The organism is Roseateles chitinivorans (assembly GCF_050632235.1).
Classification (GTDB): domain Bacteria; phylum Pseudomonadota; class Gammaproteobacteria; order Burkholderiales; family Burkholderiaceae_C; genus Roseateles; species Roseateles chitinivorans_A.
Genome location: NZ_CP192584.1, coordinates 4,834,684 through 4,856,167 on the forward strand (window position 1 = coordinate 4,834,684; position 21,484 = coordinate 4,856,167).

General features: G+C 68.3%; 23 protein-coding genes and 1 other RNA gene. 9 read left to right on the top strand and 15 right to left on the bottom strand.

Annotated features, from left to right (window positions below; genetic code table 11):
- Window positions 1–11: 11 nt before the first annotated feature.
- Entirely contained in the window at window positions 12–2,213 is a 2,202-nt protein-coding gene (locus ACQ859_RS22075) for a TonB-dependent receptor (RefSeq protein ID WP_431262771.1), read from the bottom strand.
- A 207-nt stretch (window positions 2,214–2,420) separates the two neighbouring features.
- Complete coding sequence (locus tag ACQ859_RS22080; protein WP_431262772.1) at window positions 2,421–3,431, bottom strand: LacI family DNA-binding transcriptional regulator; 1,011 nt, start codon at window positions 3,429–3,431, stop codon at window positions 2,421–2,423.
- Between the two features lie 202 nt (window positions 3,432–3,633).
- On the opposite strand from ACQ859_RS22080, the gene ACQ859_RS22085 reads away from it, so the two are divergent.
- Both ACQ859_RS22085 and ACQ859_RS22090 read left to right on the top strand, forming a co-directional pair.
- Window positions 3,634–4,776 carry an L-talarate/galactarate dehydratase gene (locus ACQ859_RS22085; RefSeq protein WP_431262773.1) on the top strand — a complete coding sequence of 381 codons (1,143 nt, stop codon included), beginning with the start codon at window positions 3,634–3,636 and terminating at the stop codon, window positions 4,774–4,776.
- Window positions 4,777–4,826: 50 nt separating this feature from the next.
- Complete coding sequence (locus tag ACQ859_RS22090) at window positions 4,827–5,822, top strand: Bug family tripartite tricarboxylate transporter substrate binding protein (protein ID WP_431262774.1); 996 nt, start codon at window positions 4,827–4,829, stop codon at window positions 5,820–5,822.
- A gap of 61 nt (window positions 5,823–5,883) precedes the next feature.
- Here ACQ859_RS22090 and ACQ859_RS22095 read toward each other — a convergent pair whose 3' ends face one another.
- On the bottom strand, window positions 5,884–7,107 hold the full coding sequence (locus ACQ859_RS22095) for an MFS transporter (protein ID WP_431262775.1): 1,224 nt from the start codon (window positions 7,105–7,107) through the stop codon (window positions 5,884–5,886).
- Window positions 7,108–7,246: 139 nt separating this feature from the next.
- Here ACQ859_RS22095 and ACQ859_RS22100 point away from each other — a divergent pair, with 139 nt between their 5' ends.
- From ACQ859_RS22100 to ACQ859_RS22110, 3 genes are all read left to right on the top strand, one after another.
- Window positions 7,247–8,059: an AraC family transcriptional regulator gene (locus tag ACQ859_RS22100; RefSeq protein ID WP_431262776.1), complete on the top strand. Its 813-nt coding sequence runs from the start codon at window positions 7,247–7,249 to the stop codon at window positions 8,057–8,059.
- A gap of 26 nt (window positions 8,060–8,085) precedes the next feature.
- Complete coding sequence (locus ACQ859_RS22105; RefSeq protein ID WP_431262777.1) at window positions 8,086–8,463, top strand: VOC family protein; 378 nt, start codon at window positions 8,086–8,088, stop codon at window positions 8,461–8,463.
- Between the two features lie 280 nt (window positions 8,464–8,743).
- On the top strand, window positions 8,744–8,992 hold the full coding sequence (locus ACQ859_RS22110; RefSeq protein ID WP_431262778.1) for a hypothetical protein: 249 nt from the start codon (window positions 8,744–8,746) through the stop codon (window positions 8,990–8,992).
- A gap of 125 nt (window positions 8,993–9,117) precedes the next feature.
- Here the strand turns inward: ACQ859_RS22110 and ACQ859_RS22115 are convergent, their stop codons facing one another.
- Window positions 9,118–9,807: a tetratricopeptide repeat protein gene (locus ACQ859_RS22115; RefSeq protein ID WP_431262779.1), complete on the bottom strand. Its 690-nt coding sequence runs from the start codon at window positions 9,805–9,807 to the stop codon at window positions 9,118–9,120.
- A gap of 239 nt (window positions 9,808–10,046) precedes the next feature.
- Here ACQ859_RS22115 and ACQ859_RS22120 point away from each other — a divergent pair, with 239 nt between their 5' ends.
- The 3 genes from ACQ859_RS22120 (at window position 10,047) to ACQ859_RS22130 (ending at window position 11,420) form a co-directional block, all read left to right on the top strand.
- Window positions 10,047–10,301 carry a hypothetical protein gene (locus ACQ859_RS22120; RefSeq protein WP_431262780.1) on the top strand — a complete coding sequence of 85 codons (255 nt, stop codon included), beginning with the start codon at window positions 10,047–10,049 and terminating at the stop codon, window positions 10,299–10,301.
- Between the two features lie 307 nt (window positions 10,302–10,608).
- Window positions 10,609–10,941 (top strand): DUF4148 domain-containing protein, encoded by a 333-nt coding sequence (locus ACQ859_RS22125; RefSeq protein ID WP_431262781.1) that lies wholly within the window; start codon window positions 10,609–10,611, stop codon window positions 10,939–10,941.
- Between the two features lie 227 nt (window positions 10,942–11,168).
- The gene (locus tag ACQ859_RS22130; protein WP_431262782.1) at window positions 11,169–11,420 is read left to right on the top strand and encodes a hypothetical protein; all 252 of its coding nucleotides are present in this window, start codon (window positions 11,169–11,171) and stop codon (window positions 11,418–11,420) included.
- A 113-nt stretch (window positions 11,421–11,533) separates the two neighbouring features.
- Here ACQ859_RS22130 and ACQ859_RS22135 read toward each other — a convergent pair whose 3' ends face one another.
- From ACQ859_RS22135 to ACQ859_RS22150, 4 genes are all read right to left on the bottom strand, one after another.
- Window positions 11,534–11,854, bottom strand: coding sequence for a plasmid stabilization protein (locus ACQ859_RS22135; protein WP_431262783.1), 321 nt, complete (start codon window positions 11,852–11,854; stop codon window positions 11,534–11,536).
- A gap of 78 nt (window positions 11,855–11,932) precedes the next feature.
- Entirely contained in the window at window positions 11,933–12,277 is a 345-nt protein-coding gene (locus tag ACQ859_RS22140) for a pyridoxamine 5'-phosphate oxidase family protein (protein WP_431262784.1), read from the bottom strand.
- Complete coding sequence (locus ACQ859_RS22145) at window positions 12,226–12,447, bottom strand: pyridoxamine 5'-phosphate oxidase family protein (protein WP_431262785.1); 222 nt, start codon at window positions 12,445–12,447, stop codon at window positions 12,226–12,228. Before ACQ859_RS22145 ends, ACQ859_RS22140 begins: the two co-directional genes overlap by 52 nt.
- 89 nt (window positions 12,448–12,536) lie before the next feature.
- Window positions 12,537–13,643 carry a catalase family protein gene (locus ACQ859_RS22150; RefSeq protein WP_431262786.1) on the bottom strand — a complete coding sequence of 369 codons (1,107 nt, stop codon included), beginning with the start codon at window positions 13,641–13,643 and terminating at the stop codon, window positions 12,537–12,539.
- Between the two features lie 204 nt (window positions 13,644–13,847).
- Here ACQ859_RS22150 and ACQ859_RS22155 point away from each other — a divergent pair, with 204 nt between their 5' ends.
- Window positions 13,848–16,388 carry an excinuclease ABC subunit A gene (locus ACQ859_RS22155; RefSeq protein WP_431266626.1) on the top strand — a complete coding sequence of 847 codons (2,541 nt, stop codon included), beginning with the start codon at window positions 13,848–13,850 and terminating at the stop codon, window positions 16,386–16,388.
- 9 nt (window positions 16,389–16,397) lie between these two features.
- Here ACQ859_RS22155 and ACQ859_RS22160 read toward each other — a convergent pair whose 3' ends face one another.
- From ACQ859_RS22160 to ubiG, 7 genes are all read right to left on the bottom strand, one after another.
- The gene (locus ACQ859_RS22160) at window positions 16,398–16,808 is read right to left on the bottom strand and encodes a hypothetical protein (protein WP_431262787.1); all 411 of its coding nucleotides are present in this window, start codon (window positions 16,806–16,808) and stop codon (window positions 16,398–16,400) included.
- Between the two features lie 90 nt (window positions 16,809–16,898).
- Window positions 16,899–17,783 (bottom strand): PIG-L deacetylase family protein, encoded by an 885-nt coding sequence (locus ACQ859_RS22165; RefSeq protein ID WP_431262788.1) that lies wholly within the window; start codon window positions 17,781–17,783, stop codon window positions 16,899–16,901.
- Between the two features lie 155 nt (window positions 17,784–17,938).
- Entirely contained in the window at window positions 17,939–19,012 is a 1,074-nt protein-coding gene (locus ACQ859_RS22170) for a hypothetical protein (RefSeq protein WP_431262789.1), read from the bottom strand.
- 3 nt (window positions 19,013–19,015) lie between these two features.
- Window positions 19,016–19,498: a hypothetical protein gene (locus ACQ859_RS22175; protein ID WP_431262790.1), complete on the bottom strand. Its 483-nt coding sequence runs from the start codon at window positions 19,496–19,498 to the stop codon at window positions 19,016–19,018.
- Between the two features lie 70 nt (window positions 19,499–19,568).
- Window positions 19,569–19,942, bottom strand: a transfer-messenger RNA (tmRNA) gene (ssrA, locus tag ACQ859_RS22180).
- 87 nt (window positions 19,943–20,029) lie between these two features.
- On the bottom strand, window positions 20,030–20,737 hold the full coding sequence (gph, locus tag ACQ859_RS22185; RefSeq protein ID WP_431262791.1) for a phosphoglycolate phosphatase: 708 nt from the start codon (window positions 20,735–20,737) through the stop codon (window positions 20,030–20,032).
- On the bottom strand, window positions 20,734–21,435 hold the full coding sequence (gene ubiG / locus ACQ859_RS22190; protein WP_431256470.1) for a bifunctional 2-polyprenyl-6-hydroxyphenol methylase/3-demethylubiquinol 3-O-methyltransferase UbiG: 702 nt from the start codon (window positions 21,433–21,435) through the stop codon (window positions 20,734–20,736). Before ubiG ends, gph begins: the two co-directional genes overlap by 4 nt.
- Window positions 21,436–21,484 lie beyond the last annotated feature (49 nt).

Genomic DNA, 21,484 nt, shown 5'->3' on the forward strand with positions numbered 1-21,484 from the left:
ACAGCGATGGATCAGAAGTCGAACGACGCCGACAGCACGACCGTGCGGCCCGTGGCCACCGTCGCGTACGTGCCGCTGAGCAGCCAGTAGTGGCGGTCGAAGACGTTGTCGATGTTGGCGCGCAGGACGGTCGGCACGCCGGCGATCTTCGTCGTGTAGCGGGCGCCGATGTCGGCGCGCGTCCACGCGGGCACCGCCAGCGTGTTGGCGTTGTCCAGCCAGCCCGAGGACGTGTAGATCACGCGGCCGTTGATGCCCAGGCCCGGCAGGTACGGCACGTCCCAGTCGGCACCGACGCTCGCCGTCTTGTCCGCCACGCCGGTGGCGTCCTTGCCGTCGGTCAGGCCACCGTTGGTCCGGGCCTGCTTCGCATCGGTGAAGGACGCGCTGGCCAGCCAGCGGACGCTGCGGACGATCTCCCCCTGCGCGGACACCTCCACGCCGCGATTGCGCTGCTCGCCGTCGAAGGCGAAACGGGGCAGTGCATTGCCGGGCGTCGGCACGTTGATGGAGTTCGGTTTCTTGATCTCGTAGACGTTGGCGGAGGTGACGAAGCGGCCCCAGTCCATCTTCACACCCGCCTCGACCTGTTCGGACTGGTACGGCGCGAAGACCTCACCGGGATTCGACACGGTGCCGTTGGTGGGCGCGATGGCGCCGCGCGTCAGCCCTTCGGCGTAGTTCGCATAGAACGAGAGGTCCTCGGTCGCCTTGAACACCACACCGCCCAGGCGCCCCAGCGCGTTCTTGTCGTAGCCATTGGTCGCCGAGACGGGGAAGGTCACCACCTTGGCCGTCTGGTCGCGCAGGCCCACCGTCACGAGCAGCCGCTCGTTCATGAACGACAGGGTGTCGGCGATGGCGATGCCCGACAGCGTAGTTTCGGAAGTCCTGGTCGGGGCCAGGCGCGCACCGGTCACCGCCGGCATCTGCACCGGGTTGTAGAGGCTGGACGGCACCGCCGTCGCCGCGTCGTTGGCCTTGTAGAAGCTGCCCGTCTCCTGGGCCAGGCGGCTCGCGCCGATCGAGATCGTGTGGCCGATGCCGGCGGTCTCGAAGCGCGCGCGGGCGCCCGCGTCCACGCTGGTCGTATTGAAGTAGGCGTCGTACCAGGCGCCGAACACGCGGAACTCGCCCTGCGTGTTCGGTCGGAAAGCCGCAGGTGCCGTCGGGAAGTCCTGCATCGACCAGCTGTCGCGCCAGCCGGCGCCGGCCCAGACGGTCACCCGATCGTTGACGTCGTACTCCAGGCGGGTGGCGAGCATCTCATCGTCCAGCGCCAGTTGCGCGTTGCCGTAGATGTTGCTGCGCGGATCAGGCACCTTGGGCAACTGCGTGATGCCGGCGCGGAAGGCGGTCTGCGACCGGAAGCCGCGGATGTTCTCGTGCTGCTTGAACACGTCCGTCGTCCAGCGCAGCTGCGTGCCGCGGAAGTCCAGCGCGGCCGAGGCGAAGCGCTGGCGCGCGTTGCCGTCGTCGATGCTGGCCTCGCCGTCGCGGTAGCTGCCGTTGACGCGGATGCCCCACTCCTTCTTCTCGCCGAAGCGGCGGCCCACGTCGATCGCCACGCCGAGCTGCTCGCCGCTGGCGAAGCTGGTCGTCAGGCGGGTCAGGTTCTGGTCGCCGGCGCGCTTGGGGATCACGTTGATGCTGCCGCCCACGCTCCCGCCGGGCGGCATGCCGTTGACCATCGCGGCCGGGCCCTTCAGGACCTCGACGCGCTCCATGATCTCCGCCGGCATGCGGTTGCCCGAGGACAGGCCGTACAGGCCGTTGAAGCCGACGTCGCCGCTGGGCACGGCGAAGCCACGGATCTGGAAGTCCTCGCCGAAGCCCTGGGCGGCGGTCATCACGCGCACCGAGGCGTCGTTCTGCAGCACGTCGGCGAGCGTGCGCGACTGCTGGTCGCGCATCAGCTGCTCGGTGTAGTTCAGCGTGCTGAACGGGATGTCCATCGCGTCCTGCGAGCCCAGGATGCCCACGCCGCCGCGCGAGCCCAGACCGGCCTTCTGGCGTTCGGCCTTGCCCTGCACGGTGACCTTGCCCAGGGCGGTGTTCGCGGCGGCCGAGGCGGCATGCGCCGGGGCGGCCGGCGCATCGGCGGCCTGGGCCATCACGCTGGCCGCGCCGACGGCCAGGCTGGCGCCCAGCAACGATTTCAAGGCCGACGACAGGGGCGTCAGCAGGAGGGACGAGTCAGAGCGGACGGACATGAGAGGCGTATTATTGCAAATGAGAACTCTTCTCATCATAGAGTCGCCACATGCAAGGGCCGTGAATGCCCGTGCGATTGATGGAGAAGATGGCAGCGGTACCACCCCTTCGGTCAAGCGTGGCGCTTGCCGTGGACGATCAGGAGGCTGTCTGGGAAAGGCGGCGTCGGCGCCTCGACATCGCCGGGTGCCCGGGTCGTCGGGTCGCTATGCCGCGTCGCCCGTCGAGCCCCGCAGCACCAGCTGGAAGCCGACGTCGACGATGGCGGGACCGGAGTCCCCGCCCTGGCCTCGCGCGATCAGCACGTCGGCGGCGCGGCGGCCGATCTCGGCGCCGTCGATGTGGACCGTCGACAGCGATGGATGCAGCGAGGCCGAGAATTCCGCGCCGCCGAAGCCGATCACCGCGAGGTCCTCGGGCACGCGCAGGCCGCGCGCGAGGGCTTCGGTCAGCACGCCTTCGGCCATGCCGTCGGAGCTGCAGAACACCGCGCGCAGGTCTGGCGCCTGGTCCAGCAGCGCCGACAGCGCCCGGCGTCCGTGCGGCACACCCGCCGGCACCTCGGTGACGGCGGTGGGCACCTCCTTGCCGATCACCGACAGGAAGCCGGCGCGCCGCTGCCCGGCGCGCTGGTCGCTGCCGGTGGCCAGGCCCACGCGGGTCCATCCTCGCGCCATGAAGTGGCCCGCCACCGCGGCGCCCACCTGCACGTGCGAGAAGCCGACGACCGTGTCGAGCGGCCGCTCGGTCATGTCCCAGGTCTCCACCACCGGCACGCCCAGCCGCGCCAGGCGGCGCGCCGTGTCGCCGTGCTGCAGCAGGCCCGCCACCACGATGCCGTCGACGCGCCGGCCGATCATGGTGTTCAGCAGCGCCTCCTCGCGGGCGTGGTCGTAGCCGGTCTGGCCGAGCAAGACCTGGTACCCGGCGCGGTCCAGCTGCTCGGTCAAGACCTGGATCGTCGGCAGGAACTGCGGCACCGAGATCACCGGCACCAGCGCCGCCACCGTCATGCTGCGCCGCGACTTCAGGCCGCCCGCCAGCAGGTTGGGGATGTAGCCGGTCTGGGCGACCGCCTGCATCACCTTCTCGCGGGTGGCGGCGGAGACCACCTCCGGCGTGCGCAGCGCGCGGGAGGCGGTCATCAGCGACACGCCCGCCGCGGCGGCGACGTCATGCAGGGTCACGGCTCCAGCGCCGGGGCGGACAGGCGGCATCGATGAGGGCGGGTCGGAAAGAGGGGCGGAAGGAGGGCGGAAAGAGGGATCGGCGGCGATTGTCCGAGCTTTGCCGATGGAATCTTGCAAACCTGGCGATGTTACCGTTACCATCAATCATCGCGGCGCTGAACAGCCCCGGGCATAGCCTGCCAATCCGTTCAGCGCCTTTTCATCCACCTGAATGTTAACGTTAACAGTCATGTCAGACATCAGCTCCAACGACCGCATCGAGTGGCTCCGGCTCTCGTCGTGTTACCTCCCGCTGGCCACGCCGATCAGCGACGCCAAGGTGCTGACCGGCCGGCAGAAGCCGATGACCGAGATCGCCCTGCTCTTCGTCGAGGTGGTCACGCGCGACGGCCATGAAGGGCTGGGGTTCAGCTATTCGAAGCGCGCCGGCGGGCCGGGCCAGTTCGCCCATGCGAAGGAGATCGCGCCCGCGCTCCTCGGCGAGGATCCGAGCGACATCGCCAAGCTCTGGAACAAGCTCTGCTGGGCCGGCGCGTCGGTCGGGCGCAGCGGGCTGTCCACGCAGGCGATCGGGGCCTTCGACGTCGCGCTCTACGACCTGAAGGCGCGTCGCGCGCGCCTGCCGCTGGCCAAGCTGCTGGGCGCGTATCGCGACTCGGTGGCCTGCTACAACACCTCGGGCGGCTTCCTGCACACGCCGCTGGAGCAGTTGCTGGTCAACGCGTCGGCGTCGATCGAGCGCGGCATCGGCGGCATCAAGCTGAAGGTCGGACAGCCGGACGGCGCGCTCGACCTGAAGCGCGTCGACGCGGTGCGGCGGCATCTCGGCGACAACGTGGCGCTGATGGTCGACGCCAACCAGCAGTGGGACCGGCCGACCGCGCAACGCATGTGCCGCACCTTCGAACCGCTGCGGCTCGTCTGGATCGAGGAGCCGCTCGACGCCTACGACCACGAGGGCCACGCGGCGCTCGCCGCCGCCTTCGACACGCCGATCGCCACCGGCGAGATGCTGACCAGCGCGATGGAGCACGGCGACCTGATCCGCCACCGCGCCGCCGACTATCTGATGCCGGACGCGCCGCGGGTCGGCGGCATCACGCCGTATCTGAAGATCGCCGCGCAGGCGGAACAGGCCGGTCTGATGATCGCGCCGCACTTCGCGATGGAGCTGCACGTGCACCTCGCGGCGACCTACCCCACCGAGCCCTGGGTCGAGCACTTCGACTGGCTCGAGCCTCTGTTCAACGAACGCCTGGAGATCGCCGGCGGCCGGATGCTCGTGCCGAATCGCCCGGGACTGGGACTCAGCCTCAGCGAGCAGGCGCGCGCCTGGACGCGCGAACAGACGGAGGTCGGCAAGCGACCTTGACCGTGATTGATCCCGATCCATCGCCTACACAACGACACCAGGAGACAACGATGATCCGATCCCTTCGCACCCTCACCCGCGGCTTGAAAGCGGGCGTCGCGCTCGCCCTGCTGAGCGCCTTGTCAATGAACACTGCGCTTGCGCAGACCTGGCCCGCGCGCCCGGTCACGCTGCTCGTCCCCTTCCCGCCCGGCGGTTCCACGGACATGGTCGCGCGCACGCTCGGCGTGAAGCTGCAGGAGAAGCTGGGCGGCACCTTTATCGTCGACAACAAGGCCGGCGCCGGCGGCATGATCGGCGCGGCGGCGGCCAAGCGCGCGGCGCCGGACGGCTACACGCTGTTCGTGTCCTCGCTCGGCCCCTTCGTCATCGGACCGCACCTGACGAAGACCGCGGGCTACGACCCGCTCAAGGACTTCGACTACATCACCATCGCCGTGCAGGCGCCCAACGTCCTGGCGGTGCCGGCGGGCTCGCGCTTCAAGACGCTGGCCGAGGTGATCGCGTTCATGAAGGCCAACCCCGGGAAGATGACCTTCGCCTCCGCGGGTCCCGGCACCTCGGACCACCTCACCGCGGCGCTGTTCTGGCAGGAGACCGGCACCACCGCCACCCACGTGCCCTACAAGGGCGGCGCGCCGGCGATCACCGACCTGCTCGGGGGTCAGGTCGACACGACCTTCATGAACATCAACACCGCCCTGCCCCACATCAAGGCCGGCAAGATGCGTGCGCTGGCCATCACGAGCGCCAAACGCTCACCGCTGCTGCCGGACGTGCCCACGATGGAGGAGCTCGGCCACAAGGGCGTGACGGTCTACTCCTGGCAGGCAGTCGCCGCGCCCAAGGGGTTGCCGGCGGACATCAAGACCAAGGTGCGCAACGCCGTCGTCGAGAGCCTGAACGATCCGGCGGTCAAGCCCAAGCTGCTGGAGCTCGGCTTCGAGATCGTGGGCAACACGCCGGAGCAGTTCACCGCGTTCCAGGCCGCCGAGTTCGCGCGCTGGAAGCAGGTGATCGAGCAGGGGAAGATCAGCATCGATTGATGCAGGAAGACAGGATGGCCGGACCCTGCGCCTGGCACAGGTCCGGCCGGCGGGCGGACCTTCAGGCCGCGCGCGGCTTGCGCGTGTCGGGCAGGAAGGCGGTCGCCAGGCCCAGCAGCGGCAGGAAAGACGTGAGGGTGTAGACCCAGACGATGCCGTGCACGTCGGCCAGATGGCCCAGGCCGGCGGCGCCGATGCCGCCGATGCCGAACATCAGTCCGAACATCACGCCCGACACCATGCCCACGCGGCCCGGCACGGCCTCCTGCGCATAGACGACCAGCGCCGCGAAGGCCGACGACATCACCAGCCCGATCGCGACCGCGAGCACGGCGGTGAGCGTCAGGCCGACATGCGGCAGCGCCAGCGCGAAAGGCGCGACGCCGAGGAAGGACACCCAGATCACCGCCTTGCGGCCGATGCGGTCGCCGACCGGGCCGCCGGCGAAGGTGCCCGCGGCGATGGCGGCCAGGAAGATGAACAGGTAGACCTGGCTCTGCTGGACGCTGAGGCCGAAGCGCTGGATCAGGTAGAAGGTGAAGTAGTTCGTGAACGACGCGATGTAGACGAACTTCGCGAACATCAGGATCGCGATCACGACGATGGCGCGGATCACCTCGCGACGGCCGAGGCCGCCGACCGCGCCGCGGGCCAGGCTGTTGACCTTCGCCTGACCGTGCCGCAGCGTCCAGTCGGTGATGCGCGACAGCACGAAGATCGCGAGCGCCGCGACCAGCATGAACCACGCGATGGCCGACTGGCCGTGGGGGATGACGATGGCGGCGGTGAGCAGCGGCCCGACGGCCGAGCCCGCGTTGCCGCCGACCTGGAAGCAGGACTGCGCGGTGCCGAAGCGGCCGCCCGAAGCCATGCGCGCGACGCGCGAGGCTTCCGGATGGAAGGTCGCCGAGCCGATGCCGACGACGCCCGCGGCGACGAGCAGCATCTCGTACGAGGTCGAGAACGCCAGCAGCCCGACGCCGACCAGCGTGGCGACCATGCCCATGGGCAGCAGGTAGGGCTTGGGATGCTTGTCGGTGTAGAGGCCGACCCAGGGCTGCAGCAGCGAGGCGGTGATCTGGTAGACCAGCGCGATCCAGCCGATCTGGCCGAAGCTCAGCGCGTAGTTGGCCTTCAGCATCGGATAGATGGACGGCAGGACGGCCTGGATCAGGTCGTTGAGCAGGTGCGCGAAGGCGGCTGCGCCGACGATCGGCAGCAGGAAGCCATGGGCATGGGGCGTGGCGGGTGCGCCGGTCACCGCCGGGGTGGCGGCGGGCAGCACCGCGTCGGAACGTGCGAGGGACGCGGAATCGGTGGTCTGCGGTACAGCCGTGCGGTCGAAGGTTCGGGAAGCTTGAAGCCTAGGGACTCCAGCCCCGTCCGTCTCCCTCCAATGCGACACCACTTGTAGACTTTGGGACATGACGGCGAACAGCGCACACCGGAAGTTCGAGGACTTCCACGACACGGCCCGGCCGACGGTCGCGATGGAGGTGGACTACCCGTCCGGCGCGGTCACCGGCTGGCACAGCCATCCCCGGGCGCAACTGCTGTACGCGATCGACGGCGTGATGCTGGTCGATTCGGCGGCGGGCTTCTGGGTGGTGCCGCCGAACCGGGCGCTGTGGCTCGTGGCGGGCGTGCGGCACAGCGTGCGGATGTCCGGCGCGGTGCGGATGCGCACGGCCTACATCGATGCGGAGCGCCTGGGCGACCTGCCGGAGCGGACCTGCGTGCTCAACGTGTCGCCGCTGCTGCGCGAATTGATGGTGGAGGCGGTGCGGGTCCCCGTCGACTACGCGGAGCGCGGGCGGGACGGCACGCTGATGGGGCTGCTGATCCACGAACTCCGGCGCGCGGCGACCTTGCCGCTGCATCTGCCGATGCCCGAGGACTCGAGGTTGAAGGCGGTCTGCGAAGCGCTGGCGGAGAAACCGTCGGACGCGGCGACGGCACAGGTTTGGGCGGAACGGCTCGGCGTCGCGGCGAAGACGATCCACCGCCTTTTTCAGAAGGAGACCGGCATGAGCTTCGCGCAATGGCGCGAGCAGGCCCGGCTGCTCTTCGCGCTGCGGCGCATCGCGGAAGGCGCGCGGGTGGTCGACATCGCCTTCGACTGCGGATATTCGAGCCAGAGCGCGTTCGCGGCGATGTTCAGGCGGCATTTCGGCGTGCCGCCGTCGGGGTTCCGAGGCGGGGACGCGATCGAGGACACAGGAAGCCGACGCCTCTAGACTCGCGCCCTCCATAAAGGATCATCATGCTTCATCACATCTCGTTCCCCGCGACGTCGCTGGAGGTCAGCGGCCGTTTCTACGATGCCGCGATGGGGGCGCTGGGCTTGCGCCGCGTCTTCGAGGACGACGAGGCCATCGGCTACGGTCTGGAGGACGACAAGGACCTGTTCTGCCTGAAGCTGCGCTCGCCGGTGGTTGCGCCGGGGCCGGGCTTCCATCTGGCCTTCGCGGCGCCCAGCCGCGCGGCCGTCGATGCCTTCCACGCGGACGCACTGGCGATCGCGGGCACCGACAACGGCGCCCCGGGGCTGCGCCCGGACTACGGCGCCACCTACTACGCCGCCTTCCTCATCGATCCCGACGGGCACCGCATCGAGGCCGTCTTCAAGGGCGCCGCCTGACGTCGCTCCGCCCGACACCCGCTTTCAGTCCCAGCGCCCGGCCCTTGCCGGGCGCTTTGCATTGCGCCTCCGATGCGCCCAGCCGCCCAGCCGCCCAGCCTCGGCGGGACTTCGGTCCTGTCGACACTGGACCTTGTTGGGGCGCCACGCCCGACGGTTCATCCGCCGCGCATGCAGTTCACGCCGTCGCGCTGAAGGTTCGTCGCTGAGCACTCGAAAGGCGGGGCCTCGATGACGACACTGACTCCATCGACACAGCCAACGCCTTCAGGAGATCGACATGAACACCGCTCACCGCCTCGCCATCACTTCCGCCACCAACACCACCGTCAAGGCTGTCGCCTTCGGTGCGATCGCGGCGCTGGCCCTGGGCCTCGGGATCGCTCATGCACAAGGCCAGCGCGAAATGCGTGCCTCGATCGTCACGCTGGATCCGGTGGTGATCAGCGTGAAGCGCGAGCAACTGCCCACGGTCTATGTGACTGGCCGTCGCAGCACGACTGTCGATCAAGACACTTCGGCTGAGTGAACGTCGCAGGTTGCGCTGTTTCGGTGGAGCGATACACGGACTGACGACCTTCGGTTTGCTCCCTTCAAGACGCCCGGCTCATGCCGGGCGTCTTGCTTGCACGACGTCCCGGCATCCTCTCCACCCTATTTGGCGCGCCGGCCGGCGGTCGAGTCGGCCACCTTGAAAGCAGCCACTTTGTCTCGACAGATCGCGACCTGTTCCGCGCTCAGACGAGACTCGGCGTCGGCCAGCCAACGTCGCAGACTTTCATCGGCATCAGCGTAACGGGGACCGAGTTGCTTGACGCTACGTCCCGCCCAGTAGCAGAGCCTTTCATCCGACTGGGGTCCGAGTTCTCCGCTCACCAACATCTGGACAAGATTCCTGGCTGCGGAGGCTCCTCCATCGTCGGCGGCCTTCTCGTAGACCGTCGCAGCCCCTTCCTTGTCCACCGCGCCACCGAGTCCTTGCGCAAGCAATCGCCCGAGATTGGTGCCGGCCGCCCAATTGCCTTGTTCAGCCGAACGGGAAAACCATTCGCGCGCCTCCGCATTGAGCCCTTCACGTGACAGGACCATGCCCAGCCACAGCTGATACCGATCATCGCCATGCTGGGCAGCCAATCGAAACCAGCGAAGCGCCTCGATGCCATTCCGCTGGACGATCTTTCCCTCATCGTAGGCTCGCCCCAGATCGAACTGAGACTGCATGTCACCGTCAATGGCACGCCTCTCCAACGAGCGCAGGTCGACAGTCGGTTTCTGCTGCGCGTGCGCGCTGGCAGCAAGCATCACGGCAAGCATGAAGGCAATGGCGATAGGCAATCGAAGCATGAGGAAGGCAATGCAGAGTGATTGAGTCTGGTGCGTCCCCCGATTGTTGCCGCATCTGTCCACAAGCGCCGACAGGACCTCGGTCCTGTCGGCGTTCTGCCTTGTGGGCTCAACGGTTCATCCGTCGTTCGTGCCGTTCACGCCGCCGCGCTGAAGGTTCGTCGCTGAGCACTCGAAAGGCGGGACCTCGATGACGACACTTACTCCATCGACACAGCCAACGCCTTCAGGAGATCGACATGAACGCCGCCCACCGCCTCGCCATCACTTCCGCCACCAGCACCACCGTCAAGGCTGTCGCCTTCGGTGCGATCGCGGCGCTGGCGCTCGGACTGGGCATCGCTCATGCACAAGGCCAACGCGAGATGCGCGCCTCGATCGTGACGCTGGACCCGGTAATCATCACCGTGAAGCGCGCGCAGCTGCCGACCGTCTACATCACCGGCCGCCGCAGCGCCGACGCGGCCGACACACAAGTCGCCTCGGCCGAGTGAACGCTTCAGGTCACGCTGTTTCGATGGAGCGATCCACGGACTGACGCCCTTCGGTTTGCTCCTTCAAGACGCCCGGCTGACGCCGGGCGTCTTGCTTGCGCCTGCACATTGGAACGTCGACAAGTGAAGAAGGTCCGAAGGCCACGGCACATGGCAAGCGATCGATTGTTGCGAGCTTCACAACGGCCCATTCGCGTGCCAGTCATTTATCAGAAAGGGAGGTGGTCCTAACCTTCAGTCATCGGCAAACGAAGCCGGTCCCAGACCCCAGACACCCCGATCCAACGCTCTCTCAAAGGACATCATCATGACCGCCAAGACCCTGATCGCCACCGCCTTGATCGCCCTGTCCGCCGCCGCCGTGCCGGCCTTCGCTCAGAGCTACAGCCACCTCGACCCGATCACGCAGAGCCAGAAGACCCGCGCCGAGGTGCTGGCCGACCTGGAGATCTATCGCGAGTCCGGCCTGGCCGCCGTTGACCGCACGGAAGACTTCAGCTTGAACGCCGGCCAACGCGCCAAGGCGCAAGCCCGCTATGCAGAGATGAAGGCTTCGCCGACGTACGCTGCCCTGGTGCAGCGCTACGCCGCCAAGGAAGCCAACAAGGGCGCCGCAACTGAAGGCGTCGCAGCCCGCTGAGCATCGCTCGGGCTGCCAAGCCCGACGCATTGAACGCCGAGAGGACAGCGTCCTGTCGGCGTTCTCACTTGTAGAGGGCGGAAACGGCGATCGACGCGCCACGGCTTGTCAGCCGTCCATGCACCTCACGCCGTCACCGCGCAGCTTCGTCGCTCGGCGCTCGAAAGGCTCGGCCCCGATGACGACACTGACTTCATCGACACAGCCAACGCCTTCAGGAGATCGACATGAACGCCACCCGCCTCAGCATGACTTCCGCCACCAACACCACCGTCAAGGCTGTCGCCTTCGGTGCCATCGCGGCGCTGGCCCTGGGCCTCGGGATCGCTCATGCACAAGGTCAACGCGAGATGCGCACCTCGATCGTGACGCTGGACCCGGTGGTCATCACCGTGAAGCGCGAGCAACTGCCGACCGTCTACGTCACAGGCCGTCGCAACGCCGATGCGGTCGACGCGCAAGTGGCCTCGGCCGAGTGAACGCCTCCGGCAGCGCTGCTTCGGTGGAGCGGTCCAAGGACTAACGACCCCGGTGAACTCCCACGCAGGACGCCCGGCTCATGCCGGGCGTCCTGCTTTGAGGGGACCGACTCTCAATGATGACCAGCGCGTGCCGCCGCATTGCGCTTGCGCGTCGCGGCGGCCTTCTTCGCGGAGGCGGAGCGCTCCGCCGCCGTGCGGCTGGCCGCAGCCTGGCCGCCCAGGTGTCCGCCCTTGCGGGACGGCTCGTGGTTCTCCGGCTGGCCGCGTCCGGAGCCGGACTTCTTGCCCCCGCCGGTCTCCTTGTTGACCGTGGCCCAGGCGCGCTTCTCCGCCTCGGCCTTGGGAACGCCACGCTCCTCGTAGCCGCTCTCGATGTGCTCGGCCTGCCGCTTCTGCTTGTCCGTGTAGGACGACTTGTCGCCTCTGGGCATGGGGTACTCCGGTAAGGGGCGATCGGTGATCGACGGCGTCGACGGATCCGATGCGGATCCGCCGATCCCGTCACCGCCTCACTTCATGCGTACTTCGCCGGTCTCGGCGAGGCCGGTGGGCGGCTTGCCGGTCACCGCCGCCTTGGCCATCGCGTAGAGCTGTGTCAGCTTGGAGGCCTTCACGTCCCAGTAGCTGGCGTGGCTGATGCGCACGCGCACCACCGCGAGGTCGGGGTCGTCGACGCCCTTGGTGAACCAGGCCTCCGCCGCCTTGTTCCAGAGCTCCTGGCGCTTGGCGCGGTCCTCGTTGAGCTCCGCGACGCCGGAGACCGAGACATAGGTGTCCTCGCTGCGATCGGCGAAGCCGACGTTCACCTGCGACGACGACACGATGTCGCTGTACGGCTCGCCGCTGCGGGACATGAAGAACCACAGCGACTCCCCTCGTCGAGGTCCTTGTTCTGCAACGTCATCGGGCGCGAGTGCAGATGCCCGTTCGCATGGTGGGTCGTGAACAGTCCGACCTTGACGTCCTTGATGAGGTCCCAGAGCTTCTCGCGGCGCTCGGTGTCGGAGAGGGGCTTGTCGGTCATGGGTGCTCCTTGAAAGAGGGGAAGGTTTGCCTCTTCAACAGCAAGCCCCGCTCCCGGCCTGCCCCGACAGCCCCGCCCCGCTCATGCGATCAGGCCGCGCCGCCGACCCGCACCGGGTCGTGGATCGGGCACCGGTTGAACGTCGAGCGGAACTCGCGCGAGGCCGCCATCACGATCTTGCGCGCACGGTTCACACCGCCCAGCGGGCGATGCGCGGCGAGCCCGTTCCAGGGACTGAAGGCCAGTGCGTCCTCTTCGGCCTGTGTTGCCTCGCCCTGCCAGCTTTGCTGCGACGCCAGCGAGAGCGTCGCCACCTGCACCCAGGGGCTCATGTCCTCGTCCCATTTGACTGACGCGTCCTCGATGGGCATCTCGTCGGTGTTGACGCAGAGCTGCACGCGCAACGCCCAGTCCACCGGCTCGGCCTGAGCGGCGAAGAACTGCGCGACGGCCTCGCGTTGCGCGTCGTCGCCCTCGGTCTCCAGCGCCGCGCCGTCCAGCGCGGTCAGCGCGGGCGACAGCGGTTGCAGCGAGAACTTCGCGACGTAGGGTCCGAAGAGGTAGGGCGTCTGAGAGAAGTAGGTCTCCCCCAGTGGATGCACCTTGGGGTGACCGCCGAGCGACTTGAGCTTGGCACTCTCCCCGCCGATCGCCTCGAGCGCGTGCTCAGCGCCGCGCAGCACCGCGGACAGCACTTCCTTGCCGCGCGGCGACTTCTCAGTCGTGGCGGCCAGCATCTTCACGTCCTTCAGGAAGCCGCGGGGATCGGGTCGGGAGAACGCCGGCCCGTTGACCATCAGGAAGTCCTGCGCGTCCGGACCCAAGGCCTCCGGCAGGCGATCCCCGGGAACCCCGAGCACCTTGATGGCCACGGCGCGCGGCGTCGACACCTCATCGGTCAGCTGCTCCGCCGGCGGCGCCGACAGGCGCATCAGCGCGGCGTACACACCGGGTCGGGCGAACAGGCCCTGCGCGAAGATCTCCGGCAACCCGCCGAACACGGTGAGCTCCCCGCGCAGCAGCCCCTGGCCCTTCGCATGCACGGCGCGGAAGGCATGGCCTTCCGTGTCGGCCACGGTCCGGGCCATGCCGACGAAGGTCTTCACCAGCTCGTCGATGGTCGTCGCTTCGCTGGGTTCCTCGCGTTCGAGCGCAGGCTCGAAACGCACGGGCATCACATCGGTAGAAAGGTTCATGACGACGGCTCTGAAGTGGAACCTTGCAAAGGCAACAGCCATGCCCGTCGCGATCCAGGGTCCGTGGGCACCCGCCTTGCTGGACGGTGCCATCGACCGATACTTCGGCCCCGCCGTCCCGGTGCACGTCGCGCCGATCAATCGAGGTCCCGCCTTGGCCAAACGCCCTCCCCTGGTCCGCAGCCCTCCCCATCGCCCGCGCCGATCGGCGATGCCATCGGAGAACGCCCCGGCCGCGCCGCCTTCGTCCAGGTGCGCGGCGCGCGCGAGCACAACCTCAAGAACGTCGATGTCGACGTGCCGCGCGACGCGCTCGTGGTATTCAGCGGCGTGTCGGGATCGGGCAAGTCCTCGCTCGCCTTCGGCACGATCTATGCAGAGGCGCAGCGGCGCTACTTCGAATCGGTCGCGCCGTACGCGCGTCGGCTCATCGATCAGGTCGGCGTGCCCGCGGTCGATTCGATCGACGGCCTGCCGCCCGCCGTCGCGCTGCAGCAGCAGCGCGGCACGCCCAGCGCGCGATCGTCCGTGGGCAGCGTGACCGGACTGTCGTCGCTGCTGCGGATGCTGTACTCGCGCGCCGGGCGTTATCCGGCGAAGCAGCCGATGCTGTACGCCGAGGACTTCTCGCCCAACACGCCGCAGGGTGCGTGCCCGCATTGCCACGGGCTGGGCCGCGTGTACGAGGTCACCGAGGCCTCGATGGTCCCCGACGACACGCTCACCATCCGCGACCGCGCCGTCGCCGCCTGGCCGCCGGCCTGGCACGGGCAGAACCTGCGCGACATCCTGGTCACGCTCGGCATCGACGTCGACAAACCCTGGCGCGAGCTGCCGCGCAAGACGCGCGACTGGATCCTGTTCACCGACGAGCAGCCCACGGTGCCGGTGTACGCCGGCTTCACGCCCGCCGAGACCAAGGACGCGCTGCGCCGCAAGATGGAGCCCAGCTACCAGGGCACCTTCAGCAGCGCGAAGCGCTACGTGATGCACACCTTCGCGACCACGCAGAGCGCGCTGATGAAGCGCCGCGTGTCGCGTTACCTGATCGGCGGCGCCTGCCCGGTCTGCGACGGCAAGCGGCTCAAGCGCGAGGCGTTGTCGGTGACCTTCGGCGGGCTCGACATCGGCGCGCTGTCGCAGTTCCCGCTGGCGCAGCTGGCGGACCATCTCGGTGACGCCGCCACCGACGGGCTGAGCGAAGAAAAGCGCCTTGCGGCGCGGCGCCTGGTCGACGACGTGCTGATGCGCCTGCGCCCGCTGCTGACGCTGGGACTCGGCCATCTGTCGCTGGAACGCGCCACGCCGTCCGTGTCGCCGGGGGAGCTGCAGCGGTTGCGGCTGGCGACGCAGATCTGCTCCAACCTCTTCGGCGTCATCTACGTGCTCGACGAGCCTTCCGCGGGCCTGCATCCGGCGGACGGGGAATCGCTGCTTGCCTCGTTGCGCGCATTGAAGGCTGCGGGCAACTCGATCTATGTCGTCGAGCATGACCTCACGCTGATGCGCGCCGCCGACTGGATCGTCGACGTCGGCCCCGCCGCCGGCGAACTCGGCGGACGCGTGCTCTACAGCGGCCCGCCGGAGGGCCTGCGCGATGTCGCGGAGTCGCGCACCGCCGCCTACCTTTTCCCCGGCGTCACGGCCGATGCCGACGATGCACGGGGCCGCCCGGCGCGCCGCACACCCGAGGACTGGCTGCGGCTCGAAGGCATCACGCAGAACAACCTCGTCGACGTGGACGCGGCGTTCCCGCTCGGCGTGTTCACCGCGGTGACCGGCGTGTCCGGTTCCGGCAAGTCGTCGCTGGTGAGCCGCGCGCTGGTGGACCTGGTCGGCGCGCATCTGGGGCATGAGCCCGCCGCTGCAGAAGACGACGAGGACCCCGAGGCCGGCGCCGACGTCCAGGCCGCGACCGGCGGGCGGATCGCGAGCGGCGCCGAGACGATCCGGCGCCTGGTGCAGGTCGACCAGAAGCCGATCGGCCGCACGCCGCGTTCCAACCTGGCGACCTACACGGGCCTGTTCGACCACGTCCGCAAGCTCTTCGCCGCAACGCCGGCCGCGCGCGCCCGCAAGTTCGACGCGGGCCGCTTCTCCTTCAACGTCGCCAAGGGTCGCTGCGAGACCTGCGAGGGCGAAGGCTTCGTCAGCGTGGAGCTGCTGTTCATGCCCAGCGTGTTCGCGCCCTGCCCCGCCTGCCACGGCGCCCGCTACAACGAGGCGACATTGAAGGTCCGGTATCGGGACCGCAGCATCGCGGACGTGCTCGGCATGACGGTCGATACCGCGTTCGACTTCTTCGCGGAGGAGCCGGCGCTCGCGCGACCGCTCGGTCTGCTGAAGGGCATCGGCCTGGGTTACCTGCGGCTCGGCCAGCCGGCGACCGAGTTGTCCGGCGGCGAGGCACAGCGCATCAAGCTCGTCACCGAGCTGCAGCGCACGCAGCGCGGCCACACGCTCTACGTGCTGGACGAGCCCACCACCGGCCTCCATCCGTCCGATGTCGACAAGCTGATGGTGCAGCTGCGCGACCTCGTCGAGGCTGGCCACACGGTCGTCGTCGTTGAGCACGAGATGCGCGTCGTCGCCGCCGCGGACTGGGTCATCGATCTCGGGCCCGGCGCGGGCGGTGCCGGTGGTCGCCTGGTGGCGGCGGGAACGCCGGACGAGGTCGCGACGCACGCGGAATCACGCACGGCACCGCACCTGAAGGCGGCGCTCGACGACGCGGAGCGACGCTGATCGTCGGGATCAGCGACTGGGCTGGAAGCCTTCTGGATCGAGTGCGAACTGCCACGCACTCGAACGCTGCAGCGCTTCCTTCAAGGCCCGTGAACTGGGACGCACCAGGGCCGACAGTTCCTCGCTGAAGAACTCGCAGCCGAGCGCGTGGGCGACGTCGCAGACGACCTCGATGAACTGGTCGGTTTCGCCGGCGCAGGCGTCCAGCCGCGCGTGCAATTCATAGCGGCCATCGGGGTCCGAGACCATGTCGATGCAGTTGCCGGCCTCGTTGCCGAAATAGCGCCAGCCTTCGAGCATCGGCGTGCTCGGCCCGACGCGGCTCGCGAGGTAGTGCATGACGTCCGAGCGCGAAGACGGCAGCCACGACGCCGCGGTGCCGCCTTGCGCGAAGGCCAGATCGAATTGCCAGACGGACATGACGGGGAGGCATGAGTCCGAGGAGACTCGATGCTACGCCCCCGTCCTCGGGCTTGTCATGCTGCGCCGCGTCAACGCGCGCCGGCGACGTCACTGATGGGTGAGGTCGGGCAGCAGCACGAATTCGAACGGTCGCAGCAGGCGGTTCACCGACTCGGCGGACAGCGCGGGCGGATGCTCGCCGTCGGGGAGCAGTTGGCTGCGATGCGCCGCCAGCGCGGTGCGCTTGTCCTGCAGCGCCCGGGCGCTGAGCGGCAGACGCCGCATCAGGTGCCACGGCACCGAGGCGTCACCGGGGCGCGCCCAGTGCCACGCCCAGATCGGCAGCTCCACCAGCGAGGCGCCGGTCAGCAGCGCGGCGCGCGCGCAGGCGCGGCCGGTCGCCTCATGGTCGGGATGACCGTCGAAGCGCCAGGAGGTGAGGACCACGTCGTCCGGCCGCAGGCGCCGGCACAGCTCGAGCACCAGATCGTCCTCGTGTTCGGCGACGTGGCCGTCGGGGACGCAAAGCGAATGCACGGGCACATGCAGCCCCAGACGCCGAAGCCCGGAGGCGCGCTCATGACGGCGCTGCACGGCGAGCCGTGCCGGCGTCCATCGCTCGGATCCGGGATGGCTGGCTTCGCCGTCGGTGACGGCCACCAGCTCGACGGGCGGCGCGAGCGCGCGGTCGGGCGGCAGTCCGGCCCGATGCCGCGTCACCAGCAGCGACAGCAGGCCGCCGCAGCCGAGCACCTCGTCGTCGGGATGCGGCGCGACGACGACGGCGCGACGGCCTTCCGGCACCAGTTCATCGAGGGAGGTCAGCGACGCGCCCCACAGCGGCTGCCATTGGCGCCAGGCCCATTCGGGCGTGCCGTCGCCGTCGAGTCGACGGTCGGACGGGGATCGCAACGGCGATTCGCCGGTCGCGAGACCCGCGGACATGCCCTCGTTCACGTTGCGGAACGGGCGGCGAAGCATCAGTGCGTCCATGGCGTGGCGGTTCCTTCCTGGTTTCGGTATCCCCGGCAACCGGCGCGCGGTCGCCAAGGGCTGGCGAAGGAACCGTGGCAAAGGGGCTGCCAGGGTCGTGAAACGGTTTGTGTCCGACAGGGAGACGGCGCTGCAGTTCCGCCACGAACTCCATCTCAAGGCGACGGCGGGCAGAGCTTCGGCAACTCCGCGCGGGCGGGAAGGAGCATGCCGTTGCCGAACTGGAGCTCCATCGGCTCACCAGGCGTCGGGTAGATCCGATCCATGGCCTGCCTGGCCGGGTCGCGCGGCAGCGGGAATGCCGACAGCGTCATCGCCGAGTCGAAGTCCCTCGCCTCTTGTTCGAGTGCGGTCAGACGTTCGATCGCGGCCCTCACTTCCGGCGGATAGGCGGCCAGCAAGGCATCGAGGATCGGTCGCCCGCCCTCCGACAGCGTCGCCGCCACCGGCTTGAGCCAAGACGCGTCGGCAGGGGTGAGTCGATCGAAGCCCTCGATGCGGTCGAAGGCGGGAAGAATCTCCGGCAATCCCTCCTGGATGGCCCGGCGAAGCACAGGCGCACGCCCTGACGCCTGGAAATAGGCCTTGAGCCACACCGGCGCCGCGGGTTGCGGTTCGCCGCTGGGCGCGTCGACCATGCCGAAGAGGTCGAAGAAGACGCGCTGATCCGAGAAGGCCTGCAGCACCTGAGCGCCGTGGGGACCGTCGACATCATGAAGCAGCGCGGCGCGCTCCTGGGTGGGCAAGATGGCGAAGCTGATCAGCCAGGCACGGTGCCGCGACAGGCTGGCCACCGGGCCGAGGATACGTGCGCGTTCCGCCTGCTGTCCCGCGGCGACGCGTTCGACGGCTTGGCGATGCACGGCATTGAGAAGGGAAAACGCGGGCGGCCGCAGCGTCGTGCAGCGGGCCAGGAGCGCTGACCGTTGAAGCGTTTCCGAGGCTTGAGGCAGCAGCGCCGCACCCTCGGCCCAGACCGTGGCAAAGACCGAAGGGCCGCGCGCCATGCGCAGCACGACACTCTCCTCGTCGGCGGTCAATGGGCGCACGCCCGGCGCTGGCGCGGGTTCCACAATGACCTGCTCCGCCGCTTCCGGCGACGCCGAAGCACACGCCACCCACGCTGTGCAGGAGCCGGCAAGGAGCAAGGCGGTCAGGCGCACGCGCCGTTGCCATCCCCGCCCTTGCCCTTCTGGACGCGCCGCGCCGTCATCGACCTGACGTCCCATCGCTCACTCTCGCTTCAGCATCGGCACCTCTTGGCCGGTGCCGTCATCTTGCAGGCGAAGCCGGCAACTGCGGATCTGCCTTCCCAGGAAGGACGGCTCGAAATGCGCGCCGCCGCGGAGCGTGTACCGCTTCCCCGGCTCGAGCACGAAGGCGGTCCTGATCTCGCATCGCTCGCCTGCAGGGAGCGATTCGCTGTAGTACACGGCGAAGTATTGGCTGGCCGCCAGATCGCGATAGGGCGTCGGATCCTGATAACCGTATCCCGTGAAGAACGGATGGAAGGGGCTCGACGGGTCCGTGCCGACCCGGATCGTGACGCTGGCGTGGGAGCTAGGAAGCTCAAGCGCCGTGCGGATCTGGGCCACCGGCGCTTCTTTGGGTACGACGTAGGGCACGGGTGGCGTGCCGCAGGCAGCGAGGCCGAGCACGGCGCAGAGCGCGGCGCGGGTGGACAGGCGGCGCGGATAGAGCGGCAAGAGAGTCATGTGAAAGACCTTCGTCCGACCAAACAAAGAAAAAGGGCCCGAACGAAACGTCCGGGCCCTTTCAGGAAGATGGTGGAGCCGGCGGGAATTGAACCCGCGTCCGCAAGCCTTCATCGGGCAGTTCTACATGCTTAGCTCTCTGATTTGGTTCTCACCTACCCGGTCGCGCAGGAGCACGCTACCGGACGGGCCAGCACCCTAAATCTCGCCATCATCCAAGGTGCCCGGATAACAGCCAGCCAATGTGTATAACCTCTCTGTGTCAGGACTTGCGTCCCGTCACCCGGCCCATCGGCCAACCGGTGAGAGGTCCGCGGGGTTTAAGCCGCGAGAGCGTACGTTTGATCGTTCGCAGTTGGTTTGTTCCAGATGGATTTACGAGGTGCCTGGCCCTCGGCATGCCCTACTCCAACTCCGTACCCACGTCGAAACCAGGTCGGCCCCAGAGAGAGAAGTCTCACATTATGCCTGTCACACAGACTTCAAGAGCCCGATCTCACGACTCTTTCTGAAGTTCGACAGGCGTGTGATTCAGCGCGACGTCCGCAGCCATTCGATCAGCTGCGACGGCGTGTCCACCACCACGTCCGCCCCCCAGGCCTCGATGGGCTCGCCATCGCCGAGGTAGCCCCAGCGCACCGCCACCGTCGGCATGCCCGCCGCACGGCCTGCGACGATGTCGCGTGCGTCGTCGCCGACGTAGAGGCACTCGTGCGGCGAAACGCCGGCGCGTCGCGCCGCTTCCAGCAGCGGCGCCGGATGCGGCTTGCTGTGCGGTGTGGTGTCGCCACCGACGACCGCAGCCGCTTGTGCATCCCAGCCCAGACCGCGCGTCAGCGGCAACGCGAAGCGCTCGGACTTGTTGGTCACGATGCCCCAGCTCAAGCCATCGGCCACCAGCGACGCCAGCATCGCCGCCACCCCCTCGAACGGGAAGGTCGCACGCAGCAGCCGCTGCTCATAACGATCGAAGAATTCGTCGCGCAGCGCGGGGAACGACATCTCCATCGGGGACACGCCGAATGCCACCCCCATCATTCCGCGCGCGCCCATGCCGACCATCGGTCGCAGACGTTCGAACGGAACTTCGGGCAGGCCACGCGCGACCAGCATCTCGTTCGTCGCACCCGCCAGATCAGGCGCGCTGTCCACGAGCGTGCCGTCCAGGTCGAACAGCACCGTCCGGATGGCCGTGCGCACCGGTGCCGCAGCGGGCGAGTTCAGGATCACCGTGCTCATGCGGGACGGCGGCAGGCCAGCAGGTAGTTCACGTCGGTGTCCGCATTCAGCGCGTATCGCTGCGTGATCGGATTGAACGTCAGCCCTTTGGCGCCCTGCACTTCCAGTCCGGCGTCGCGGCACATCTGCGCCAACTCGGACGGACGGATGAACCGGGCGTATTCATGCGTGCCCGCAGGCAGCATGCGCAGGACGTATTCGGCGCCCACGATCGCGAAGAGGAAGGACTTGGCGTTGCGATTCAAGGTCGACAGGAAGACCCATCCTCCCGGCTTCACCAACTGCCCCAGCGCGTTCACCACGGAGGCGGGATCCGGGACATGCTCCAGCATCTCCATGCAGGTCACCACATCGAAGGACGCGGGTCGCTGCGCGGCCAGATCCTCGACAGCGATCTCCTGGTACGCGACGTTCTCCGTGCCCGCCTCCATCGCGTGCAACTCGGCGACGCGGAGCGACTTCGTCGCCAGGTCGATGCCCAGCACGTTCGCACCCTTGCGCGCCATCGCATCGGTCAGGATGCCGCCGCCGCAACCGACGTCCAGCGCCGTCTTGCCTTGCAGACCGCAATGCCCGTCGATCCAGTTCAATCTCAACGGATTGATCTGGTGCAGGGGCTTGAATTCACTTTCGGTATCCCACCAGCGGTGAGCCAGCTCGCTGAACTTTTCGAGCTCTTTTGCATCGACATTCGCCATGGGCGCAATGGTAGCCGAGCGCCACCGCGCCCACACCCGACATCGCCAG